This is a genomic window from Pantanalinema sp. (assembly GCA_036704125.1).
GTDB lineage: Bacteria > Cyanobacteriota > Sericytochromatia > S15B-MN24 > UBA4093 > JAGIBK01.
Genome location: DATNQI010000089.1, coordinates 14,941 through 30,501 on the forward strand (window position 1 = coordinate 14,941; position 15,561 = coordinate 30,501).

Annotated in this window: 14 protein-coding genes; 10 read left to right on the top strand and 4 right to left on the bottom strand. The window is 66.9% G+C overall.

The annotated features are described in order from the left end of the window. Positions 1-49 precede the first annotated feature (49 nt). Both V6D00_14095 and V6D00_14100 read left to right on the top strand, forming a co-directional pair. Complete coding sequence (locus V6D00_14095) at positions 50-1,534, top strand: histidine kinase (protein HEY9900301.1); 1,485 nt, start codon at positions 50-52, stop codon at positions 1,532-1,534. Next, positions 1,527-2,180 (top strand): response regulator transcription factor, encoded by a 654-nt coding sequence (locus V6D00_14100; protein ID HEY9900302.1) that lies wholly within the window; start codon positions 1,527-1,529, stop codon positions 2,178-2,180. The genes V6D00_14095 and V6D00_14100 overlap by 8 nt, the downstream gene beginning before the upstream one ends. 65 nt (positions 2,181-2,245) lie before the next feature. Here the strand turns inward: V6D00_14100 and V6D00_14105 are convergent, their stop codons facing one another. Further along, positions 2,246-3,211 carry a hypothetical protein gene (locus tag V6D00_14105; GenBank protein HEY9900303.1) on the bottom strand — a complete coding sequence of 322 codons (966 nt, stop codon included), beginning with the start codon at positions 3,209-3,211 and terminating at the stop codon, positions 2,246-2,248. 233 nt (positions 3,212-3,444) lie between these two features. On the opposite strand from V6D00_14105, the gene V6D00_14110 reads away from it, so the two are divergent. Next, entirely contained in the window at positions 3,445-4,161 is a 717-nt protein-coding gene (locus tag V6D00_14110; GenBank protein HEY9900304.1) for a hypothetical protein, read from the top strand. A 65-nt stretch (positions 4,162-4,226) separates the two neighbouring features. On the opposite strand, the gene V6D00_14115 is transcribed toward V6D00_14110, so the two are convergent. The 3 genes from V6D00_14115 to V6D00_14125 all read right to left on the bottom strand — a co-directional run bounded on the left by V6D00_14115 (position 4,227) and on the right by V6D00_14125 (position 7,376). Then, a complete protein-coding gene (locus tag V6D00_14115) occupies positions 4,227-4,574 on the bottom strand; it encodes a hypothetical protein (protein HEY9900305.1) in 348 nt (115 codons plus the stop codon). Positions 4,575-4,649: 75 nt separating this feature from the next. Then, positions 4,650-5,660, bottom strand: coding sequence for an amidohydrolase family protein (locus V6D00_14120; GenBank protein ID HEY9900306.1), 1,011 nt, complete (start codon positions 5,658-5,660; stop codon positions 4,650-4,652). Positions 5,661-5,735: 75 nt separating this feature from the next. Then, complete coding sequence (locus V6D00_14125; GenBank protein ID HEY9900307.1) at positions 5,736-7,376, bottom strand: ABC-F family ATP-binding cassette domain-containing protein; 1,641 nt, start codon at positions 7,374-7,376, stop codon at positions 5,736-5,738. A 248-nt stretch (positions 7,377-7,624) separates the two neighbouring features. Here V6D00_14125 and V6D00_14130 point away from each other — a divergent pair, with 248 nt between their 5' ends. The 7 genes from V6D00_14130 to V6D00_14160 all read left to right on the top strand — a co-directional run bounded on the left by V6D00_14130 (position 7,625) and on the right by V6D00_14160 (position 15,523). Then, positions 7,625-9,136: an MFS transporter gene (locus V6D00_14130; protein HEY9900308.1), complete on the top strand. Its 1,512-nt coding sequence runs from the start codon at positions 7,625-7,627 to the stop codon at positions 9,134-9,136. Positions 9,137-9,141: 5 nt separating this feature from the next. Further along, positions 9,142-11,025 (top strand): PBP1A family penicillin-binding protein, encoded by a 1,884-nt coding sequence (locus V6D00_14135; protein HEY9900309.1) that lies wholly within the window; start codon positions 9,142-9,144, stop codon positions 11,023-11,025. A 3-nt stretch (positions 11,026-11,028) separates the two neighbouring features. After that, positions 11,029-11,841 (top strand): carbon-nitrogen hydrolase family protein, encoded by an 813-nt coding sequence (locus tag V6D00_14140; GenBank protein HEY9900310.1) that lies wholly within the window; start codon positions 11,029-11,031, stop codon positions 11,839-11,841. Between the two features lie 219 nt (positions 11,842-12,060). Next, complete coding sequence (locus tag V6D00_14145) at positions 12,061-13,224, top strand: alpha/beta hydrolase-fold protein (protein ID HEY9900311.1); 1,164 nt, start codon at positions 12,061-12,063, stop codon at positions 13,222-13,224. Between the two features lie 15 nt (positions 13,225-13,239). Then, positions 13,240-14,280, top strand: a complete 1,041-nt coding sequence (dusB, locus tag V6D00_14150) for a tRNA dihydrouridine synthase DusB (GenBank protein HEY9900312.1) — start codon at positions 13,240-13,242, stop codon at positions 14,278-14,280. A 107-nt stretch (positions 14,281-14,387) separates the two neighbouring features. Then, positions 14,388-15,023, top strand: a complete 636-nt coding sequence (locus V6D00_14155; protein ID HEY9900313.1) for an SRPBCC family protein — start codon at positions 14,388-14,390, stop codon at positions 15,021-15,023. 5 nt (positions 15,024-15,028) lie between these two features. Next, entirely contained in the window at positions 15,029-15,523 is a 495-nt protein-coding gene (locus tag V6D00_14160; protein ID HEY9900314.1) for an 8-oxo-dGTP diphosphatase, read from the top strand. Positions 15,524-15,561: the final 38 nt, after the last annotated feature.

The following is a 15,561-nucleotide window of genomic DNA, read 5'->3' on the forward strand; positions in this document are numbered from 1 at the left end:
TGCCAGATCCGCGACCCTGCGGTAGCATAGTCCAAGGAGACCGCTGCCAATGAACCCCACCGCCCGCGAACTTACCCGTGCTCGACTCAGCTTCCTGCGTCGGGCCTATCTCAACCTGAGCCTGGGCCGCAAGCTGCTCTTCACCGGCGCCACAGCCGTCTTCATGGTGGCCGGCGTCCTGGCTGCGACCACCTACGTCAGCGCCGAGGACAGCCTCCGCAGCCAGATGCACCGCCAGGCCCACAACGAGCTCAAGGTCTTCGAGCGCCTTTACGCGATCCGCCTGGGAGGCGGCCCCGCCCGCCTCGACCGGGGCGTCGCCCAGCGCTCGAGCACCGAGATGGTGGACCTGATGGGCGGCATCTCGGCGGTGTTCGCGGGCGATCACCCCATCGCGGTGGCGGGCCTCGACGGCAGGCGCGACGACGAGGCCCTGCGCCTGCCGCCGAGCCTCATCCCCGATCAGGCCGAGGGCTACACGATAGCGACCATCCAGGGCACCCCTTACGTGGTGGCGATCCACCCGCTGCGCGATCCGGACGGTCAACTGCTCGGCGCCTTCGTGCGGGGCATCCCCCTCAAGCAGATCTCCGACATGCTCCAGAAGCACGCCTGGGGAATCTTCTCGATCTCGGGGACGGCCATGCTGCTCGCGCTGGTCGCGCTGATGTGGCTCACCCGCGAGATCACCGCCCCCATGCGCCGCCTGACGCTGGCGAGCCGCACGCTCGCCGAGCACGGCGAGGCCGCCGCCCCCCTGCCCGAGACCCGCCGCAGCGACGAGTTCGGCCGCCTGGCCACCGACTTCAAGGCGATCGCCGACCGGCTCGCGGCCCAGAAGAGCGCCCTCGAGGAGAAGGACCGCCTGCGCGGCCAGCTCCTGGACAAGCTCATCAGCGCGCAGGAGGACGAGCGCCGCCGCATCTCGCGCGAGCTTCACGACCAGACCGGCCAGTCGCTGACCTCGCTTCTGGTCGGGCTCAAGGTCCTGGGCAAGGCCGGCACCCCCCAGAGCGTCCAGCAAGGCCTCGAAGGCCTCCAGGCCCTGGTCCACCAAACGCTCGACGAGGTCCACCGGCTCTCGGTCGAGCTGCGCCCCGCCATGCTCGACGACCTGGGGCTGGTGGCCGCGGTACGCTCCCAGGCCAAGGAGTTCGAGGCCGCGCACGGCGTGCGCACCGCGGTCTCCGTCCAGGGCCTGGACCATCGCCTGCCGGCCCTGGTCGAGACCTCGGTCTACCGCATCGTGCAGGAGGCCCTCACCAACGTCGGCAAGTACGCGCGGGCCCAGCACGTGGCCATCCGACTCAACCAGGTGGACGGGCTGTTCACCGCCTGCGTGAGCGACGACGGGGTCGGCTTCGACCCCGAGACCGCCCTCCACGCCAAGGGACGCGAGAGCCTGGGCCTCGTCGGCATGCAGGAGCGGGTGGGGCTTCTTGGAGGTTCCTTCGCCATCGACTCGTCCCCCGGCAAGGGCACCAACGTCCACTTCGGCATTCCCCTCGACTTAGGAGACTCAACTCATGGCTAGTCCCATCCGCGTGCTCATCTCAGACGACCATGCGATCCTGCGCAGCGGGCTCAAGATGCTCCTGAACGCGGAGACCGACATCCAGGTGGTCGGCGAGGCGACCACGGGCGAAGAGGCCGTGCGGCTCGCCGGCGAGTTGCAGCCGGACCTGGTGCTGATGGACATCTCCATGCCGGGAATGAGCGGCATCGAGGCGACCGCCGAGATCAAGAAGCAGTACCCCCCCATCAAGGTCCTGGTGCTCACCATGCACGAGAACGAGGCCTACCTCTTCAGGACCATCAAGGCGGGGGGGTCGGGCTACGTGCTCAAGAAGGCCGCCGACACCGATCTGATCGACGCCATCCACCAGGTCATGCAGAGCGGAGCCTTCCTGAGGCCCTCGGTGACCAAGATGCTGGTGCAGGACTACCTGGAGCGGGTCGAGGCGGGCGAGGCCAGCGACTCGTACGGCAAGCTGACCGAGCGCGAGCGCGAGATCCTAAAGCTGATCGCCGAGGGGCACACCAACCCCGAGATTGCGCGGCTGCTCGTCATCTCGGTGCGGACCGTCGAGACCCACCGCGCCCACATCATGGACAAGCTCGGCATCCACCAGCGCTCGGAGCTGGTCAAGTACGCCATCCGCAAGGGCTTGCTGGATTAAGCAGCAAGGAAAGACCGCCCGGGGCTTGCCCCGGGCGGTCTTTCCTTGCGCGTATTTGGAACGCGTTAATCGGGGAGGGTGAAGGTCCAGGTGTACTCGACGTCGGCGTTGACGCTGGCCGTCCCGTCGCTCGCGAGCACCTTCAGGTTATCGGGCTGGAGGCTGGAGAGCCGCAGCGCGATGAAGTTGTCCGAATTGACGACGGTGGCCTTGGAGGAATCGAGCTCGGTGAGCTGAATCTTGCCGTCGTCGTTGGCGTCGTTCCAGCCCATGATCGTGACGGCCTTGTAGGGCTTCTTGTCGAGCTTGATCTCGAGGGAGTGGCTCGCGGCCACCGGCACCGCGACGACGGCGCTCGGCGCCACGATGCCGTCGACCGTGTTGGAAAGGGTTTCGATGGCGTTCTTGAGCTCGAGATCGGAGTTGCCCTCGACGGTGAGGAAGGCGAACTTGCCGTTGGTGGCCATGTTGGCCATCTTGAGGTTGACGGTCTGCTTGATCTCGGGGAAGGCCCAGTCGTACGCGGTCTTCACGTCGCTGGCATCCGTGCCCACGTACTCCTTGTACTCGGTCTTGGAGAGGACCAGATCGACCTTGGGCTGGCCGTTGTGGGCCTTGGCCGAGCCGCCGGACACCTCGTTGTCGCTGTACTTGCCGTCGTCGTTGGCGTCGTTCCAGCACAGGAGCATGCCGTAGGTGTAGACCTTGCTGCCGAGCTTGATCTCGGTGCTGTAGGTGTCGTCGGTGCCCGGCTTGACGGCAGTGACGCCGGGGTAGCGATCGCTCTCCGTGCTGCCGGGCAGCGAGAGGAAGGCCGCGGCGGCGTCCGCGACGGTGTCGCCTTCGACGGTCACGAGGAGCACCTTCGGGTTGGCCATGCCGTTGCGGGTGATCTTGCCCGTGACGGTCTTCTTGACCTCGGTCGAGGTGCTGGGATTGGTGTTGTTATTGGTCTGGGTCGTGGAGGGGCTGGGGCAGCCAACGAGGAGCGCGGTGAGCGCGATCGCTGCGAGGCGGAAGGAACGGTGCATGTACTGTTCTCCAATGAATGCGGGACAACTTTTCAAGCTTATCGCCATTTAAGCATACGATCAATAAGCCGCTCACTCCACAATAGTAACCAGTAAATAACACCCATCTTACCCCGCTGCCGCCCTCAATCCATCGCCCCCCCTCTGGACAAGATCTTAATTTGTTAATATAAATACAATAACCATTGTAACGACCTCAAGCAACGTCGCCATCTCATGCGGAGGATTGCCCCTTGAAGCAGCACCACCTCGTCGCCCTCGGCAGTGTCGCCGCCACGCTCGGTGCCACCTTGGTCCTGGCCGGCTGCCCCGGCAACAACCCCGGCACCAACCCCACTCCGGGCCCCACGGTGGCCCCGACGACCAGCCCCAACCTGGCCATGCAGTACCTCTTCCCGAACAAGGCGGATGGGACCTACACCTACGACTGGGTCGCCGTCACGGAACAGCCGGGTGTGACGGCCACCAGCACCGACTCCAAGGAAATCGTCCTCAAGACCACCAAGCTCACCGGCACCGAGGCCGTGATCGAGATGTCGGTCGCGGACGTCTCGCTTGCGACCTACTCGATGCTGGTCAAGGACCACGGCGTCGAGGTCACCCGGACGGAGCGAAACCCTCTCACCAGCACCACCGAGACGAGCAAGGAGCTCTACACCAACGACAGCTTCACCGAGACCGGCACGACGCTGAGCGCCGCTTCCGGCTCCGTGGGGGCCATCAAGGTGAAGAAGGTCGGCAGCGAGTCGGTCGCCGCCGCTACCGAGAGCTTCACCACCCTCAAGCTTCAATCCCTGGAGTCCACCCCGAGCGCCACGCCCAAGTTCAAGTGGATCGCAAAGGGCATGGGCTACATGGGGATCAAGAACACCGAAGTCTCGACCAGCTCTGCCGGCGGTGGCATCGCGACCGAGAGCACCGAGATCCTGCTCAAGTCCTACACCAAGTAACCCCGTTCACGCGACAAAGGCCAGGGCCGCCCAAAAAGGGCGGCCCTGGCCTTTGTCGCGTGATTCTAGAGTGCGGTGCTCGGATCGAAACCGGCCAGGGTCGAAGCGAGGTCCTGGAACAGCGCGTCACCCGAAGCCGCGAGCCCGTCGCTCACGCCCTGCGCGCGCGCGATCGCTTGCTGCACGCGCTCGGCGGGATCGGCCGAGCTCCCCGTCGCCAGCGAGTCGGCATAACGCGAGAGATCGAGCAAGCCCGAACCCGACGTTTTCGCTTGCTCCTCATCCTCGCTCGTGGCCTCGACCGCCGTCTGGCGCTGAGCGTTGACCCGGGCGAGCGCCTGAAGCAGCAGCTTGCGACGCTCTTCCTCTTCGAGCGAGAGCTTGAACAAGAAATTGGAATCGATACCCGCCACGCGTGGCCTCCTGATTCTGGTTGCCCCTGCCAGTCCCATCATTCCCCATGGCTGGCAGGAGATATCCAGGAGCGCCTAACCCAATGGTCGATGCACGCCGCCCCTGTCGCGCAGGGGGCCGATTTCCGCCGAGAGCGGGTCCGGCATCACCAGGTGGATGGGATGGTGCATGACGTGATGGGCGATCATCCGCTCGGCGTTGCGGTGGCAGACCCACTCGCCCTCCTCGGGGGTCACGGCGTCGAGCACGTTGCGCAGGGCCACCTCCTGGGAGAGGAGCGGGAAGTCCGAGCCCAGGAGCACCCGGTGCTTGCCGAGACGGTCGATGGCCTCCCGGATGATGGCCGGCGGCTGCCACGACGTCTCCACGTGGACGTGCGGGTATTTCTCGGCGAGGCGCAGCACCTTCTCGTGCTGGTCCCAGCCGATGTGCCCGAGGACGATCGGGATCCCGTCGAAGCGCGCGATGAAGGGTTCAAGGGCCTCCACGTCGTCGTGGTGCGGGTGCATCGGGAAGGGGAAGGTCCCCGCGTGGATGAAGACCGGCAGGGCGTGGTCCTGCGCGAAGGCCCCCATCGCCATCAGCTCCTCGCTCGCCGGGTGCGGTCCCGCGATGGGCGGGTGGATCTTGAGGCCGACGACCTGGCCCGTCTCCACGTAGAAGGCGAGGCGCTCCAGGAAACGGGGCTCGAAGGGGTCCACCGCGCAGTAGACCGAGATCCGATCGCGGTGGGGGGCGATCGCATCCAGCACCTCGATGGTGCCGATGAAGGGCTCGATCACACAGACCACCGCCCGCGCGATCCCGTTGCGGTCCATGCTCGCGAGGAACTGGTCCACCCGGTACTTGTTGAGCAGGCGCAGCAGCTCGTGGAACCCCAGGAAGGTGAACTCGCGGTAGAGCTTGTGGAAGCGCGGGTTGCGGCCGTGCCTGGCGAAGAGGTTGACCCCCCGGTAGAGCTGAGGCTCGAGCAGATCCGCCAACTTGTGGAGGATGGGGTACTGGGGGATGTCGCTCATGTCGATCTCGCCGTCCCCCTTGAGATGGGCGTGATAGTCGATCAGCGGTCCTCGATACTTGGCCATGGCTTTATCCTCCCAGTAGCGGGCACCATCGTACCCGCTACTGAGCGCAGGATAAACCGCTGCTTTACCGCTATGCTAGCCGACGCGCAGGGTCTGACCGAACTGCGAGCCCGGAAAGCGGTTCCCGTTCTTCTCGAGGAAGTGGGACAGCCCGCCCAGGTACTCGGTGGTGGTGCCCTGGTCGATCAGGATGACCTTGGTGGCGATGTCGCGCAGGAAGTGGCGGTCGTGCGAGACGAAGACCAGGGTCCCCTCGAAGCTCTGGAGGGCCGAGAGCAGGATCTCGCGGGTACGCATGTCGAGGTGGTTGGTCGGCTCGTCCAGGATGAGGAAGTTGACCGGGTTCGCAATGATGCGGGCGAGCACCAGGCGGGTCTTCTCGCCGCCCGAGAGCACCGAGACCTTCTTCTCGACGTCGTCGCCGCTGAAGAGCAGCGAGCCGAGGATGTTCTGGATGCTCGAGCGCGAGGTGGTGGGGGCCGCCTCCTGGACCGTCTCGTAGACGGTCTTGTTGCCGTCGAGGATCTCGGTCTGGTGCTGGGCGAAGTAGGCGGGAAGGAGACTCGCCCCCAGCTTCACCTCTCCCTGGTCGGGAATCAGCTGGTCGGCGATCATCTTGAGCATGGTGGACTTTCCAGCGCCGTTGACGCCGAGCAGCGCCACGCGCTCCAGGCGCTTGACCTCGAAGCTCGCGCCCTTGAGGACCGTCTTGTCGCCGTAGGCCTTGCCCACGCCCGAGACCGTGACGACCTGCTCGCCGCTGCGGGGGCAGGCGGGCCACTGGAAGTCGACGGCGCGCAGCTCCTTGGGCACCTCGATGCGATCCATCTTCTCGATCATCTTGACCCGGCTCTGAACCTGGGCCGCGTGCGAGGCGCGGGCCTTGAAGCGCGCGATGAACTCCTCTTCCTTCTCGAGGGCCTTCTCCTGGCGCTTGGCCGCAGCCTCCAGGTTGGTGAGGCGCTGGGCGGCCTCGGCCTCGTAGAAGTCGTAGTTGCCCGAGTAGACGCTGATGCCGCCGTACTCGACGGCCACGATCTTCTTGACCAGGCGGTTCATGAAGTCGCGGTCGTGCGAGGTCATGAAGATGGCGCCCTTGAAGCGATCGAGGAACTCCTCGAGCCAGATGATCGACTCCACGTCCAGGTGGTTGGTCGGCTCGTCCATCACCAGGGCGTCGGGATTCTGCAAGAGGACCTTGGCCAGCTCGATGCGCATGCGCCAGCCGCCCGAGAAGCTCGCGACGGGGCGCTGCTGCTCGTCGGCCGAGAAGCCGAGGCCGCTCAGGATCTCCTGGGCGCGCTGCTCGAGGTCGTAGCCTCCGAGCGCCTCGAAGGCGGCCTGGGCCTCGCCGAGCTCCTCGAGGACCTTGTCCATGTCCTCGAGCTCGGGATCCGACAGCTTGTTGGACAGCTCCTCGATCAGGGCGCCGAGCCGATGGGCCTCGCCACAGCCGGCGAGCGCCGCTTCCAGCACGCTCAGATCGACCGCGCCGGCGGGGTTCTGGGAGAAGTAGCCGATGGTGAAGCGCTCGGGCACGGTGATGGAGCCCTCGTCCGGACTCTCCTCGCGCATGATCAGGCGAAAGAGGGTCGTCTTGCCGGCGCCGTTGGGGCCGACGAGGCCCACCCGCTCGCCGGGGTTGATCTGGAAACTGGCGTCCTTGAACAGGAACTTCTTGCTCTGGAACTTGGAAACCGAATTGAACGCGATCATGAACCCTCTGCTCTTACCCTCTGTCAAACGTCTGGCCTTGGCACAAGGCCCGATTCTACCACGAATGGCTCCTCATCCGGCTTTGCTGGTAGAATAAGGGCTCATTCACCCCATCCACTTGCGCCCCAAGAGCATCCAAGAAAACCAGGCATGTGTCGTGGTGGCCGCCGCAGGCGGCTTGATGGAACCGTTTTGCTGGACGCTCTACACCTGCCCCCGCCAGCCGGGGGAGAAACAGCGGAGTCTACGTGGTCACCAACGAGCAGACCGTCGTCATCCCGGCGACCGAGCCAACGGGCTTCATCAACCAGGTCAGGTCCTTCGGCCGCGGCTTCTGGGCCGCCAACGTCATGGAGCTCATCGAGCGCTGGGCCTACTACGGCGTGCGCGCCGTGCTGTCGCTCTACATCGTGGACGCGGTCGCGAACGGCGGGCTCGAGTTCACCCACGTCCAGAAGGGCAGCATCTACGCCGCCTGGGCGATGGTCCAGTCCCTGCTTCCGCTGTTCACGGGGGGCTACGCCGACCGATACGGCTACAAGGGAACGGTGGCCTTCTCGATCCTGATCAAGATCGCGGGCTACCTCCTGATGGCGACCCAGCACAGCTACGGGGGCTTCTTCCTCGGCTGCATGCTTCTTGCGACCGGCACCGCGGTCTTCAAGCCCGGCGTCCAGGGCATCATCGCCAACGCCAACATGGGCAGCAAGGCGTCGGTCGCCTGGGGCATCTTCTACGCCATGGTCAACGTGGGCGGCTTCATCGGCCCGTGGGCCGCGGGCTACCTTCGCATGATGAGCTGGGCCCACGTCTTCTACGCCAACGCCATTTTGGTCTCGCTCAACTTCCTGGTCCTCCTGATGTTCAAGGAGCCCGAGCGCCCGAAGGTCGAGGGCGATCGCCCCTCGCCCGTGACCGAGTTCTTCTCCATCCTCGTCTCGTCGGTCAAGAACGTGTTCGAGCCCCGGCTCGCGGCCTTCCTGGTGCTGTTCTCCGGCTACTGGCTGATGTTCAACCAGCTCTTCGATATCCTTCCCAACTTCATCGACGACTGGGTCAACACCTCGGGCACGCTCACATGGCTGGGCCGGACCTTCCACAACCCCGCCATGCTCCAGCACGGCCTGAACGGGGGCCAGATCCAGCCCGAGTGGATGATCAACATCGACGCGGGGGCCATCGTCTTCCTCATGATCCCGATCGCGGCCATGTTCAGCCGAATGAAGGCCATCCACTCCATCATCCTGGGGATCTTGATCTCGACCGCGGGCATCGTGCTGTCGGGCTCGACCATGGTGGGCGCCTACTGCATGCTCGGCATCTTCGTCTTCGCCATCGGCGAGATGATGGCGAGCCCCAAGAAGCTCGAGTACCTGGCCTCCATCGCCCCCAAGGACAAGCTGGGCCTCTACATGGGCTACGCCAACGTGCCCAACGCCATCGGCTGGGGCATCGGCAGCTCACTCGGCGGGCACATGTACCAGACCTACGCCGACAAGACCTCGCTGGCCAAGGCCTACATGGCGGACAAGCTCCACATGACCCCCGAGGCGATCGCCGCCATCCCCAAGGACAAGGTGATGGAGACGCTCTCCGCGCAGCTGGGCCAGACCCCGCGCCAGGTGACCGAGATGCTCTTCGCCCTGCACCACCCCGAGCAGATCTGGTACGTCTTCGGCGCCATCGGGCTGGCCTCGATGGTGGGGCTCATCGCCTACAACGCCGTCGTCACCCGCCGACCCAAGCCTGCGACCGTCTAGCCGCCATGAAACGCCACCTCCTGCTCGCAACCCTCACCATTTCAATTCTCCTGCCCGTCCTCCCGGCGCGAGCCGGGATCGGCACCGAGATCTACGACACCCGCGGCAAGCTCATCACGGTGGTGAGGGGCAAGGAGCGGCGCCTCTACGTCAGGCTCGCCGACATCCCGCAGGTCACCCGCGACGCGGTGCTCGCCATCGAGGACGCACGCTTCTACGCCCACAACGGGGTCGACCTGCAGGGCATCGCGCGCGCGCTGTGGACCGACCTGCGTCACGGCGGCAAGGTCGCCGGCGGCAGCACCATCACCCAGCAGCTGGTGAAGAACAAGTACCTGAGCTCCGAGAAGACCTTCCAGCGCAAGCTCGACGAGGCCCGCCTCGCCCTCGAGATGGAGCGCAAGTACTCCAAGGACCAGATCCTCGAGATGTACCTCAACGAGGTCTACTGGGGCCACGGCGCCTACGGCATCGAGGCGGCGGCCCAGACCTACTTCGGCCACTCGGCCAGGACCCTCAACCTCCAGGAGTCGGCGCTTCTGGCGGCCCTGCTCAAGGCCCCCGAGCACTACAGCCCCTACCGCGACAAGAAGGACGGCCTGGCCCGCCAGCGCGTCGTGCTGGACCGCATGGCCGAGGTGGGCTTCATCACCGAGGCCCAGGCGGAAAGGGCCAAGAACGCCAAGCTCAAGATGCCGGGCGCGCCGGGCAACGGCTACAAGGCCTCCTACTTCACCTCGTACCTGGTCGGCGAGCTCATCGAGCGCTACGGGGCGGACGTGGTGCTAAGGGGCGACCTGAAGATCCAGACCACCCTGGACCTCGCCACCCAGGAGGCCGCAGAGAGGCTCGTCTCGCAGCTGGTCGCCAAGAACGGCAAGCGCTTCCGCTTCGATCAGGCGGCCCTGGTCGCGATCAACCCTCACACCGGGGGAATCCTCGCCATGGTCGGCGGCGCCGACTTCCGCAAGAGCGAGTACAACCGCGCCGTGCTGGCGCACCGGCAGCCGGGATCCACCTTCAAGCCCTTCGTCTACCTGACGGCGTTCGCCCAGGGGATCCCCGACACCCTGACCATGGCCGACACGCCCGTCACCTATCCCGGCGTCAACGGCAAGCCCTGGACCCCCGGCAACTACCACGACGCCAAGGAGGGCACCATGACCCTTCGCCGCGCCCTTGAGCTGTCCAACAACGTCATCACCATCAAGCTGCTCGACCGGGTCGGCCCCCAGGCCACCATCGAGACGGCGCGCAAGCTCGGCCTCAAGAGCCCCATGCAGCCCACCCTCTCTTTGGGCCTCGGCTCCTACGAGGTGACGCCGCTCGAGCTGGCGTCGGCCTACGGCGTGCTCGCCGCGAACGGCGTGCGCAACGAGCCCATCGCCTACTGGAACGTGCGGGACGCGAGCGGACGCTACCTCGAGACCCACCGCCCCAGCCCGCAGCGGGTCTTCGACGAGGCCCCCATCCGCCTGATCACCGACGTCCTGCAGGGGGTCGTCACCCGCGGCACCGGCACGACCGCCAACGCGGGCCGACCGGTGGCGGGCAAGACCGGCACCACCAACGACTCGCGCGACGCATGGTTCGTCGGCTACACCCCGCAGATGGTCGTCGCCCTTTGGGTGGGCAACGACGACAACAGCAAGATGGCCCGAAACTCCACCGGCGGCGTGGTGGCGGCCCCCACCTGGGGGCAGTTCGTCAGGGCCGCCCTCAAGAACGTGCCCGTCGCGCAGTTCGCCCCCCCCGCGCTGCGCCAGGCGCCGAGCGCCACCGGCTCGGAGGCCTCGCGATCGCTGCCCAACGCCGCACCGACCGCCGCCCCGGTGGACGCCATCGACGAGCCGTCGGCCGCTGCGACCGGCGCCGGCACGGGATTGTAGCCCGTGATCAAGCGTCCGTATCTCGCCTGCGCCGTTCACCTGACGAGCACCCCCGACCTCGAGGCCAACCTCGCCCAGGCCGAGGCCCTGGTGGCCAGGGCCGCCGCGCGCGGCGCGGAGCTGGTCGGGCTGCCCGAGAACTTCCCCTCGATCACCGAGACCCAAGAAGAGGTCGTCGCGCAGGTGAGCGCGACCCACCCGCGCGCCGAGGCCTGGCTGCAAGAGCAGGCGCGCCGGTACCGCATCGTCCTGTACGGGGGGATCCTGGAGCCCGGCCCCTCGGGCAAGGTCTTCAACACCCTGGTGGTGGCGGGAAGGGACGGCACGGTGCTTTCGCGCTATCGCAAGCGCCACCTCTTCGACGTGGAGCTCGGAGGGCGCAACACCTTCCAGGAGTCGGCAGCGGTGGCGCCCGGCGACGCGGCGGTGGTGGCGGATCTAGGCGAGCTCGGGCGCATGGGGCTCTCGATCTGCTATGATCTGCGCTTTCCCGAGCACTACCGGGCGCTGGTCGACCAGGGCGCCGACCTCCTGACGGTGCCCGCGGCCTTCTTGCCGGTCACGGGCAAGGATCACTGGCATGCCCTCCTGCGCGCCCGCGCCATCGAGAACACCTGCTACCTGCTCGCGCCGGCCCAGGGAGGCCGGCACAACGCGCGGCGCGAGTCTTACGGCCATGCGCTCGCGATCGACCCTTGGGGGCACGTGCTCGCCGACACCGGCGACCGGCCCGGCCTCGCGATCGCCGAGATCGACCCCGAGCGCCTGGCCGAGGTCCGCGCGCAGCTGCCCTGCCTGCGCCACCGGCGCGTGTGAAACTTTGTTTACCGAGCGGGCCTTGGCGCTCGCGCGGGGTATGAAGTCTCAAGCGGCACCAACGCTTGATTCCCCCGCCCCCCGGTGGGGCGGGGATAGGGGTGGGGGGATCTCGATCGCTCCGAATCCCCCCGACGGCGCTTCGGCGCGTAGAACTTGATATTATCCCCCACCCCCGACCCCGCCCACCGGGGGGCGGGGGGCTAGAAAGAGACCTTCGTGCGCAAATTCGGGTATCGAGGAACGGGAACCCTGCGGCTGGACTTGCAGGACCCCACGGACGTTCAGGTGCTGGTCGAGGCGCCCAGCGTGGCGAGCCACGAGCGCCTGTACATGGCCTCGAACGTCAACGGCTGGAACCCCCGCAACGATCGCTACTCCCTGCGGCGCATGCCCGACGGGCGCTTCGAGATCCGCCAGCTGCTCGCCGCGGGCAGCCACTTCGAGTTCAAGATCACCCGCGGCGGCTGGGACCGCGTCGAGGTCTCCTCCGACGGCAGCGACCTGCCCAACCACGTCCACAAGGTCCACGGCCCCATCATGCGGCTCGAGGTCAAGGTCGCGGACTGGCAGGACCACCACCCGCGCGCCCCCAAGCCCCGCACCACGGTAGGCGACGTGCGATCGCTCGGCGAGTTCACCATCCACACCCTCAACCGCCGCCGCGAGGTGCTGGTCTACCTGCCGCCGCGCTACGAGTTCGAGACCGACCGGCGCTACCCGGTCATGTACATGTGGGACGGCCAGAACCTCTTCGACGAATCGACCGCCTTCTCGGGCGAGTGGCACGTGGACGAGATCCTCGAGGCGATGATCCCCAAGGGGCACCTGCCCCCCATGATCGTCGTGGCCATCTACAACGGCCAGGAGCACCGCCTCAGCGAGCAATCCCCCTGGGGGGCCCCCCACTTCGACGTGGTGGGGGAGGGCGACGCCTTCCTCGACTGGGTGGCCCACGACCTCAAGCACCGGATCGACCGCGGCTTCCGCACCCTGAGCGACCCGGCGAACACGGGCGTCGGCGGCTCCTCGATGGGGGGGCTGACCTCCCTTTACGCCGGCTTCAAGTACTCCCACGTCTTCGGCAGGGTGCTCGCCATGTCGAGCGCCCTCTGGTTCGCCGACAAGAAGATCTTCCCGTTCGTGAGAGGGGCGCAGAAGCCCCAAGGCAGCCGGTTCTACCTGGACTGCGGCCGCTTCGAGGGCGCCCGGCGCTCCCAGCTCAGCTTCCTTCGCCAGAACCAGGAGATGGCCCAGCTCCTGCGGGACAAGGGCTTCTCGGACGGGCGCGACCTGATGTGGGTCGAGGACCCCAACGGCAGCCACAGCGAGCACGACTGGGCCCGCCGCCTGCCCCAGGCCATGCGCTTCCTCTGGGGCTAGAAAACGCCCCCTGACATGCTCACGATCGGCTCGCTCAAGCTCGAAAGCCTCGCCATGCTCGCGCCCATGGCGGGGGTCTGCGACAGCCCGTTCAAGCGGGTGGTGCGGCACTTCGACACCAAGAGCCTGCTCTCGACCGAGATCGTCAACAGCGACGCCCTCTTGGTCGGCAACCGCGAGATGCTCGAGCGCATCCGGCTGCGGCCCGAGGAGAGCCCCGCCGCGCTCCAGATCGCGGGCCACGCCCCCGAGCCCCTCGCCAGGGCGGCCGCGATCGCGCAGGAGGCGGGTGCGGACCTGATCGACATCAACTGTGGCTGCCCCTCTCCGCAGCTGGTCAAGAGCGGTAACGGCGCGGCCCTCATGAAGGACCCCGCCAGGGTCGGCGCCCTCTACTCGGCCGTGCGCAAGGTCACCCGGGTCCCCATGACCGTCAAGATGCGCCTGGGCTGGGACGTGGACTCCCTGACCGTCTTCGAGATCGCCCGGATCGCCCAGGAGTGCGGCGCGGACGCGGTCTGGATCCACGGCCGCACCGCCGTCCAGCAGTACGCGGGCACCGCCGACTGGGACCTGATCGGCCAGGTCAAGCGCAGCCTCAGGATCCCGGTCATCGGCAACGGCGACGTCTTCACCCCCGAGGACGCCAGGGCGCGCATGGCGCGCTCCGGGGTGGATGCGATCGCCATCGGCCGCGGGGCCATGGGCAACCCCTGGATCTTCCGGCGGGTGGACCACTACCTGCGCACGGGCGAGCTTTTGCCAGAACCCACCCTGAGCGAGCGCCTCGCCGCGGCCCGGCTGCAATGCCGGTACCTGATCGAGGAGATCGGCGAGCGGCGCGGGGTGCTCGAGTGCCGCAAGCACGTGACGTGGTACACCAAGGGCCTACCCGACACCGCAGAGCTGAAGCAGGCCATCAACGCCGCCCAGGGCGCCCAGGAGGTGTACGACGCACTCGAGCGCTACCTACACGCGCAACCGGACCCCGATGCCCTGCCGGATCCGGCGAACGTGGGGCAACTCGTCGATGCCAAGTGGCAGCGGTACCGGTAGGCTCGGCCAGGACGATGAAAAACGTCAGCTTCGCGGCAATAGCCGGTCACATCCGCGCCATGAAGCAGTGGTATAAGATCGAGATACCTGCCAGAAAGGGGTCTTTCGTGCCAACGCCAAGCCCATCTCAACCGCAAGGCCTGCGGGCTGCGATCGCCCTGTGTGCCGGAGGCCTGCTGCTCTCGATGGCCGCTCCGGCGCGGGCCGAGGCCTTCTTCGACAGCCTCAGCGCGGACGAGCAGGCCAAGGTCGATCACGGCGAGATCATCGTCAAGGTCGAGAAGACCGACGCTCCGCTCAAGAACTTCCTGGTGGTGGGCCGCATCGAGGCGAGTGCCGCGGACGTGTTCCGGGTCTTCACCGACTACGACAACTACTCCAAGATCTTCAACATCAAGGAGACCAAGGTCCTCGGCCGCGAGGGCAACGTCCTCAACATCCGGGCGGCCTTCCAGCTGCCGTGGCCCATCGGCGAGAAGTGGCTCGTCAACGAGACCCGGCTGCAGCCCGAGCGCTACTCCTTCGTCTACAAGCGCACCGAGGGCAACATCACCGAGTACGCGGGCAGCCTGCGCATCGTGCCCAAGGGGCCGCGCGTCTGCGAGGCCTACTACATCGCCAAGACCGACCCGGGCATCCCCGGGTTGCCCACATGGCTCCTCAACCGCTTCCAGGAGAGCATGCTCCCGAGCTCCATCCAGAGCGTCCGCGACCAGCTCAAGCGCCCGAAGAAAGCCCCCTGATAGCCATGCCCTACCAGCCCGTCCTCGCGACCCTCGGCTATCTCATTTCGGCCGATGGCCGCTCTGTCCTCATGATCCACCGCAACGCCCGGCCTGACGACCACCACTTCGGCAAGTACAACGGGCTGGGCGGCAAGCTCGAGCCCGACGAGTCGATCGTCTCGGGCCTCGCGCGCGAGATCCGCGAAGAGGCGGGGGTCGTCGTCGAGCGCCCCGTGCTGCGCGGCACCATCAGCTGGCCCGGCTTCGGCAAGCACGGCGAGGCCTGGTTCGGCTTCGTCTTCCGCATCGACGCCTGGACCGGCACTCCCTTCGCCGGCAACCCCGAGGGCAGCCTCGAGTGGATTCCCATCGAGAAGGTCCTGTCGGGCGAGCTCAACCTCTGGGAGGGCGATCGCCACTTCCTTCCCATGGTCTTCGACCAGGACGCGCGGGCCTTCCACGGGGTCATGCCCTACGAGGGCGGCAAGCCCGTCTCCTGGACCTTCCAGCGGGCCTGAACCGAGACGAAACCGCCCCCGGCTGCAGCCGGGGGCGG

What these genes read in the sequence shown, in the direction of transcription:
- V6D00_14105 (HEY9900303.1), bottom strand. Translation starts at nt 3,211, where the DNA reads ATGCACCGTTCCTTCCGCCTCGCAGCGATCGCGCTCACCGCGCTCCTC.
- V6D00_14120 (HEY9900306.1), bottom strand. Translation starts at nt 5,660, where the DNA reads ATGGCCAAGTATCGAGGACCGCTGATCGACTATCACGCCCATCTCAAG.
- V6D00_14125 (HEY9900307.1), bottom strand. Translation starts at nt 7,376, where the DNA reads ATGATCGCGTTCAATTCGGTTTCCAAGTTCCAGAGCAAGAAGTTCCTG.
- V6D00_14095 (HEY9900301.1), top strand. Translation starts at nt 50, where the DNA reads ATGAACCCCACCGCCCGCGAACTTACCCGTGCTCGACTCAGCTTCCTG.
- dusB (HEY9900312.1), top strand. Translation starts at nt 13,240, where the DNA reads ATGCTCACGATCGGCTCGCTCAAGCTCGAAAGCCTCGCCATGCTCGCG.
- V6D00_14160 (HEY9900314.1), top strand. Translation starts at nt 15,029, where the DNA reads ATGCCCTACCAGCCCGTCCTCGCGACCCTCGGCTATCTCATTTCGGCC.
- V6D00_14135 (HEY9900309.1), top strand. Translation starts at nt 9,142, where the DNA reads ATGAAACGCCACCTCCTGCTCGCAACCCTCACCATTTCAATTCTCCTG.
- V6D00_14100 (HEY9900302.1), top strand. Translation starts at nt 1,527, where the DNA reads ATGGCTAGTCCCATCCGCGTGCTCATCTCAGACGACCATGCGATCCTG.